This window comes from Fibrobacter sp. UWH5, from assembly GCF_900142505.1.
Lineage (GTDB): Bacteria > Fibrobacterota > Fibrobacteria > Fibrobacterales > Fibrobacteraceae > Fibrobacter.
Map to the genome: position 1 here is coordinate 1 of NZ_FRBB01000036.1, position 6,969 is coordinate 6,969.

Consider the following 6,969-nt stretch of genomic DNA (forward strand, 5'->3'; position numbering starts at 1 on the left):
CCGCCTGACATAATCCAGGCCAAATTCAAGAAATTTTAAACAAAAAAGGCACGGCGATACACCGTGCAGGGGGGAATCTTTGTCCAATATCAATAAAAACAGGCTATGTTCTTTCAAAGTGTAGATGTAATATAACTATCTAAAAAACACACCCTTTTAGAAACTGAGATTTACCTACCTATAAACTGTATCTTAGATACTTGGTCTAACCTAATTTTTGTTGGGTTAGACCATTTTTTAGTATTTTAGCCTAAATATTAAAGGTCAGACGAACTCTTTCGCGGATCAAACCCATAAAAACAAAACGGACTAAACCAGCATCAAAGCAAAGTTTAGTCCGTTTTTTTGCGCCATTCCGAGGTCTACAGCCCCGAGGGAGCCCGCAGCAATTACTTACTCGGGCTGATTTTGTTCAGGCCGATTACTTGCCCAGGCCGAAGCGGATAGCGCGTTCACCCTGCACGCGGAGCACATACACGCCGCTATTCAGGGAGCTCAGGTCAACCATCTGACCGGCAGAAACATTGCCGCTCATGGCTGCACGACCGCGAAGGTCCACAACTGCATACTGCAGGTCCTTGCCGCGAGAAACGCTGAAGTTCATGTTGCCTGCGCCCATGCGGATTGCAGAAGCCTGGGCAAGCATAATGGGCTTGCGTTCGATACCCACCACAGGTTCGCTCTGGGTCAGCTTGTAAAGGAACTCGAAGGCTCTCTTCTGCACTTCCTTTTCGTACTTGGGATCGTCATCGTAGAATTCGTGGGCAACACCTTCGACAAAGTAAGTTTCATGTTCAATCTTCTTCTTGGTCAGCAGGGAGTCAATCACATAGCTGCCATACAGAGTGGGAGCGTGCAAATCCAAGGCATAAGAAGCCACAGTGGCACCCAATTCAGAAGGAATCAGGTTCTGCAGCACCTTGGCCACATTGCTCAGGGGGCGACCCGTCTTGAAGTAAACGGTTTCATCCTTGGTGCCGTGAATCAGGAGCACCGGAGTCTTGTTGTCACCAATCATCTTCAGGTTGTGAACGGCACCCCACAGGGCAACCACACCGTTGGCAAAGGGATTTCCCTCAGAACCGTAATCATCCAGGAGACCCAGGTCAGGAGCGCCCTTCTTCTTGATATAAGAGGGGAAATCATCTTCGGTACGGGCATAAACATCTTCCAGGGAGATGATTGCGCCGGCGCTATTTCCGAGGAGGTAGATACGTTCGGGGTTGATGCCGTACTTGTCGGCGTTGGCACGGAAGTAACGAACGGCGGCACGAACGTCCTGAACGCCACGGTAAACGGCGCGGGCGAAGTCAACGCTATCGATGCTGAGCTGCTTATCCTTACCGGTCAAGGTTACGCCCAGGCGGTATTCAATGGAAGCGGCCACGTAACCGCGGGCAGCCAGGGAGTCGCAATAGTTCACGGACTTCTGTTCGAAATCGTCCTTGGCACCGGCCACCATGGCACCACCATGACTCACGATCACCAGGGCACGATCCTTGGCCTTGTCATCCTTCGGTTCATAAAGGTCCAGCTTCAGGTCGCGCTTTTCGGTATCATTTTCGTTGTTGTAGAAGTAGGCGACCGTCGTGGGATCCTGCTTCAGAATTGAAGCTGCCTGATTGTACTTCAGCAGGGATTCCGTAATGGTATGATAGGAGCTGAGGTGCGGCACCTTGGTAGCGAAGCTAACGTCAGTAGTCTTCTTGACCTTGAACTGGCGATCCTTATAGCGTTCTGCGGCAGTTGCAGACGTCGAAAGAACCAACATAGAGAGCGCAACGGCGGCTACGCCCCATGTTTTTGATGAAAAATAGTTCATATTCTCTTCCTTTCTTAAAAATTCGGCGGGAAATATAGACAAATTTTCATAAATTTGTAGGTATGACAAAGATTAAAACCGCAACTCTGCAAGGAAAGTGGACTGGTGATACCAAGTCCAACAACGAATGGTACAAGGCCGAAGCCCGCAAGCTCAAAGGCCAGGGTGTCGATATCATCATCCTCCCCGAAATGTTCCACACGCCCTACTTCCCCTTCGAAGAAAACGCCGACTTCTTCGACATGGCCATCGAAAAAGATGACGTCCTTGTTCAGGAATGGCAGAACATCGCCCGCGAATTGAACGCCGTCGTGGTGTTCCCCTTCTTCGAAAAGCGCGCCCGCGGCATCTACCACAATTCAGCCTTTGTCTTTGAACGCGACGGAAGCATCGCCGGCCTTTATCGCAAGAGCCACATTCCCGACGATCCCGCCTTCTACGAAAAGTATTACTTCATCCCCGGCGACACCGGCTTTGAACCCATCCAGACTTCCGCCGGCAAGATCGGCGTGCTGATTTGCTGGGACCAGTGGTTCCCCGAAGCCGCCCGCATCATGAGCCTGAAGGGCGCAGACCTTCTGATCTACCCCACCGCAATCGGCTGGATGAAATCCGAACCCGCAGAACTTTACCCCCGTCAGCAGGACAGCTGGACCACCGTCATGCGCGGCCACGCCATCGCCAACCGCACCTTCGTGCTTTCTGCAAACCGCATCGGCACCGAAGGCGAACTGACCTTCTGGGGAACAAGCTTTGTTGCAGCCCCCGATGGCTACCTGATCAAGAAATGCGATACCGATTTCCTGGGAGCCTCCATCGTCGAAATCGACCTGGGCGAAACTGAATTCAATCGCCGCTGGTGGCCGCACTTCAGAGACCGCCGAGTAGACCTGTACGGCGACATCCTAAAAATCTGGTGCGACTAGGACGCACCTTCGGTGCGTTGAGGTTTAGGGAGGCGTCGCCGACCGACCTCATCGCTCAAACCTAAAAATGGATTTATCTATGGCTACATCTAATTCTCTCCGATATCCCGCTGAATGGGAAGAACAGGCAGCCACCTGGCTCGCCTTCCCCCACAATCCCAAGAACTGGAACGGCGAACGCGGCGTAAAAATCCGCGCCTTCTATTTCAAGCTGATCAAGACCATTACCGATTTCCAGCCGGTCAACGTCATTGTCCCCAGTCAGAAGTTCTTCTCTGACGAAGAAAAAAGTATCCTGGCCTCCTGCAAGCACCCGGCCAACGTCATGGTCATCAAGAACAACGACATCTGGATCCGTGACTACGGTCCGTTCTTCATGCAGAAGGGCAAAAAGAAAGTCATCGTAGAAACCCAGTTCAACGCCTGGGGCGCCAAGTTCCCCCCTTGGACTCTCGACAACAAGATTCCCGCAGCCATCGCCGAAAAGACCGAAACCAAGCTGGTCAAGAGCGTTCCCTACATCTTTGAAGGCGGCGCCATCGAAGTGAACGGCGACGGTCTGGGCATCACCACCCTGGATTGCCTTATCGGCAAGAACCGCAACGCCGACAAGGACCTGCCCAAGGTTGTAAAGGCCCTCTGCAGCGCCTTTGGACTCCGCGATCTGCTGGTCCTCCCCCACGGCCTTCACGGCGACCACACCGACGGCCACATCGACAACGTCGCCCGCTTCGTAGAAAAAGACCGCGTGGTCATGTGCTGGGCCGAAGGCAAGTCCCCCAATGCCCCCATCCTCGCCGAAGCCAAGTACCTGTTGGAAGCCTGGCTCAAAAAGCACTACGGTGATTCCGCCAAGGTCGACACCCTCCCCATGCCGCCCCAGCGCACCTTGCCCACCGGCGAAATCATGCCAGCAAGCTATATGAACTTCATTTATGCAAATGGAGCATTGATTTTCCCCAAATACAAGTCTCCTAACGATGCAGTCGCTATGAAGTATTTCCAGAGCGTCTATCCTGACCGCAAAGTTATTGCGATCGATAGCCGAACCGTTCTGGAAGAAGGCGGAAGCCTTCACTGCATGAGCAAGCACGAAAACGCATAGTTCAAGCGAACTCTTTGAAATATGGGCCGCAAAAAAAACTGCAACCTGTAAGAAAAGCCTCTTGATTCAATCAAGAGGCTTTTTCTTTTGGACTTGTAGAAAATGCAGAACGTTTGTGCAAAGCAAAAAAAACGTCCCCCCCAAAAAAAGAGGAACGTTTCTCAGATTTTTTACTTGGAATTTTCAAGTAGTTTCTATGCGTTTTCCAGCAGTTTCTGGACGCTCTGGGCAAACTTTTCCAGGCTGGGGTCGCGGGCGCCCATCAGGAGGATGGTATCACCGGGCTTGGCGTCGGCGACCATAGCCTTGGCACATTCATCACGCTTTTCGATGTAACGAGCATCTGCGCCAAGGGCCACCAGGTCGTTGGCCAGATCGCCTGCGGAAATGTCGCGAGTAACCGTTCCACCAGCGTAGTAGATTTCGCTGAAGTACATTGTGTCGGCGGCACGTTCCCCGTCTGCGGAGGCTGCGTCGGAACCGCGCAGAGCCTTGTTGATGAATTCAACCAGATCGTTACGCAAGAAGCGAGTAGGTCCAAATCCATGAGGCTGGAACCAAGCCAGAACGCGGCCCTTGGTGAAACTCTGGGCGCTCAGGATACTTGCAGAAATCTTTGCTGGATTGTGGGCAAAGTCATCCACCAGGGTAACGCCATTGAAGGTTCCCAGAATCTGATGACGGCGGAACACTCCCGGGAAAGAGCTGAGGGCATCGGCGCAGGTGCGGAGCGAAACTCCGGCCTGCAACGCGGCTGCGGTTGCAGCCAGGGCATTTTCCATATTGTGGCGGCCCGGCAGCGGTACCGTAAACTTCACCAGTTCATTATTGTGACGGCAACGGAAAATGATGCTGGGGCCTTCCGTGCGGAAATCAATGCCCTGGACGCCCACATAGCTTTCAGTACCGAAGTCATTGTGACGATCCTGACTGAAAGGCTTTGCCAGCGGATGGGCGTCATTCACAATCAGAGTCTTGCCGTTGTTCAAAATGTTATCGCGGAACTTGCCAAAGATCTCCTGCAGTTCGCTCATTTCCTTGTGGTCCTTATCCACGTTCAGAATAAGGCCCACTTCAGGTTCGTAACGGACCAAAGTTCCATCACTTTCGTCAGCTTCAACCACCAGCCATTCGCCGGAACCGCTGACAGCGTTACCAATCTTGCCTTCCTTCTGCAGGTTCACAAGGCCAGCGCCAGTCATTACAGAAGGCTGCAAACCGGCGTACTGCAGAATGTGGTAAATCATGGCAGTCACCGTGGACTTGCCGCTGGTACCGCTAACCGCAATGGTCTTTGCTTCCTTGGAAATCTTGGCCAGCATTTCACTGCGGTGCATTACGGCAACACCAAGTTCCTTGGCACGCTTCAAATCCGGATTGGAATCTTCGATGGCGGTGCTGACCACAACGGCGGTCAAGTCTGCGGAAACACCGGAACCATCCTGGGCAAAGCACTTGATACCGCACTCCTCCAGCTGTTCCATAACCCGGGGCTTCTCGCAGTTGCCAGCAAGATATTCACCAAACTGACGGTCAGATCCGCGAACATCAACACCGCGGCCAACCAAGTACTGGCCAATGGCGCTCATGCCAACACCAGCAACACCAATAAAGAAATAAGATTCCATAATTCAGGCGGCTCCTGCGCCAATTATAAAAGGTTCGGATCGATTGTGGGTTCGTAACCAGGTTCTACGAAGTCTTCCTTGGCAATTCCCTTCTTGCGGGCGGCCTTCATCTGCTTGATAAGCTTGCGTTCGGCAGCCTTGGCCTTACGGGCAGCGGCACGTTCCTTACGTTCAGCAAAACGCTGGGCACGAGTCTTACGTTCCTTATAGGGAGCGGCCTCTTCCGGAGTGATAGCCAGGAGTTCGTCGCTTTCGTATTCGTCGATGTAATCGCCCTCGTCCTCAAAACGCATTTCGGGATCCAGTTCGCGGAAGGCGGTATCGTCTTCAGAGAAGTTGGGAGCGTCTTCGGGGCATTCCTTCTTCAAGAGTTTCAGCACCTTGTCGAAAGGCTTTTCCAGAGGAACCTTGAACTTCATCTTCTTGCCGGTAGTCGGGTGAATCAGTTCAATCTTCACAGCCTGCAGCAACTGGGCCGGAGCAATTTCCAGAACCTGTTCTGCATATTCGCGCATCAAGGGAGACACGCGGTTCAGGCAACCTTCGCGACCATCGTACAAGGGATCGCCCACCACAGGGTGGCCCATGTAACGGCTATGCACGCGGATCTGGTGAGTACGGCCGGATTCCAGCTGCAGTTCCAGAAGGGTTGCAAAATTAAAGAACTTCTTGGCGGTATAATGGGTACGGCTTTCCTTGCCGCCATTGACCACAGCCATCTTCAAGCGATTCTTGGGATTGCGACCGATAGGCGCATCGATAGTACCTTCCAAGTCGCGAACATGGCCCCACACCAGAGCGTTATAGGTGCGGTGCAAAGTGCGGGTTTCCAACTGATGTGCCAGATGACGGTGAGCGTTGTCATTTTTGGCAACCACCATCAAACCCGGAGTGTCCTTATCCAAACGATGGACAATACCCGGGCGCAGAGCGCCATTGATGGTAGAAAGGTTTTCCTTGAAATGGTACAGCAAACCGTTGGCCAAGGTACCGCCCTTTACGCCGGCACCCGGATGCACCACCAGATTACGGGGCTTGTTGATCACCACAATATCGTCATCTTCGTAAACGATATCCAGAGGAATTTCTTCCGGTTCCAGGGTAGAGGCTTCCTTTTCGGGAACTTCACCGCAAACCACCACCATACCCGTTTCTACACGGAAGTTCTTGGGAGTGGCCACCCCACCCACCTTCACTTCGCCGGCAGCGATCATCTTCTGCACATCGGTACGGGAAACATTTTCAAGAACGCCAACAAGGAACTTGTCGATACGTTCACCATTCTTCTTTTCGTCTACGAGATAATTCATACAAGGGTAAAGATAGAAAAAAGCCTAATCCCATTTAAGATTGGAATACAGCAAACAGTACAATTCAGACTTTTTGGATTTATTCTCAACTTCCGCCGTTTTTAACACTAAAAACGCACTTTTAAAACACGTCCAAACACCGGTGCTATTTTCGCACCGATGCAATCCGCCGGTCTGA

General features: G+C 52.2%; 5 protein-coding genes. 2 read left to right on the forward strand and 3 right to left on the reverse strand.

What is annotated here, in order from left to right:
- Positions 1 to 421: 421 nt before the first annotated feature.
- Positions 422 to 1,822 carry a carboxylesterase family protein gene (locus BUB38_RS15360; protein WP_112131790.1) on the reverse strand — a complete coding sequence of 467 codons (1,401 nt, stop codon included), beginning with the start codon at positions 1,820 to 1,822 and terminating at the stop codon, positions 422 to 424.
- 62 nt (positions 1,823 to 1,884) lie between these two features.
- Between BUB38_RS15360 and BUB38_RS15365 the strand changes: the two genes are divergently transcribed.
- Together BUB38_RS15365 and BUB38_RS15370 are read left to right on the forward strand one after the other, a co-directional pair.
- Positions 1,885 to 2,748, forward strand: a complete 864-nt coding sequence (locus BUB38_RS15365; protein ID WP_073161616.1) for a carbon-nitrogen hydrolase — start codon at positions 1,885 to 1,887, stop codon at positions 2,746 to 2,748.
- Positions 2,749 to 2,827: 79 nt separating this feature from the next.
- Positions 2,828 to 3,853 carry an agmatine deiminase family protein gene (locus tag BUB38_RS15370; RefSeq protein WP_073161617.1) on the forward strand — a complete coding sequence of 342 codons (1,026 nt, stop codon included), beginning with the start codon at positions 2,828 to 2,830 and terminating at the stop codon, positions 3,851 to 3,853.
- A 194-nt stretch (positions 3,854 to 4,047) separates the two neighbouring features.
- Here BUB38_RS15370 and murC read toward each other — a convergent pair whose 3' ends face one another.
- Both murC and BUB38_RS15380 read right to left on the reverse strand, forming a co-directional pair.
- Entirely contained in the window at positions 4,048 to 5,481 is a 1,434-nt protein-coding gene (murC, locus tag BUB38_RS15375; RefSeq protein WP_073161618.1) for a UDP-N-acetylmuramate--L-alanine ligase, read from the reverse strand.
- 23 nt (positions 5,482 to 5,504) lie between these two features.
- Positions 5,505 to 6,791 carry an RluA family pseudouridine synthase gene (locus tag BUB38_RS15380; protein ID WP_073161619.1) on the reverse strand — a complete coding sequence of 429 codons (1,287 nt, stop codon included), beginning with the start codon at positions 6,789 to 6,791 and terminating at the stop codon, positions 5,505 to 5,507.
- Between the last annotated feature and the right edge of the window lie 178 nt (positions 6,792 to 6,969).

Bases quoted from the DNA above. Each gene is read 5' to 3' on its own strand.
- BUB38_RS15360 (WP_112131790.1), bottom strand. From the start codon at position 1,822: ATGAACTATTTTTCATCAAAAACATGGGGCGTAGCCGCCGTTGCGCTC.
- BUB38_RS15365 (WP_073161616.1), top strand. From the start codon at position 1,885: ATGACAAAGATTAAAACCGCAACTCTGCAAGGAAAGTGGACTGGTGAT.
- BUB38_RS15370 (WP_073161617.1), top strand. From the start codon at position 2,828: ATGGCTACATCTAATTCTCTCCGATATCCCGCTGAATGGGAAGAACAG.
- murC (WP_073161618.1), bottom strand. From the start codon at position 5,481: ATGGAATCTTATTTCTTTATTGGTGTTGCTGGTGTTGGCATGAGCGCC.
- BUB38_RS15380 (WP_073161619.1), bottom strand. From the start codon at position 6,791: ATGAATTATCTCGTAGACGAAAAGAAGAATGGTGAACGTATCGACAAG.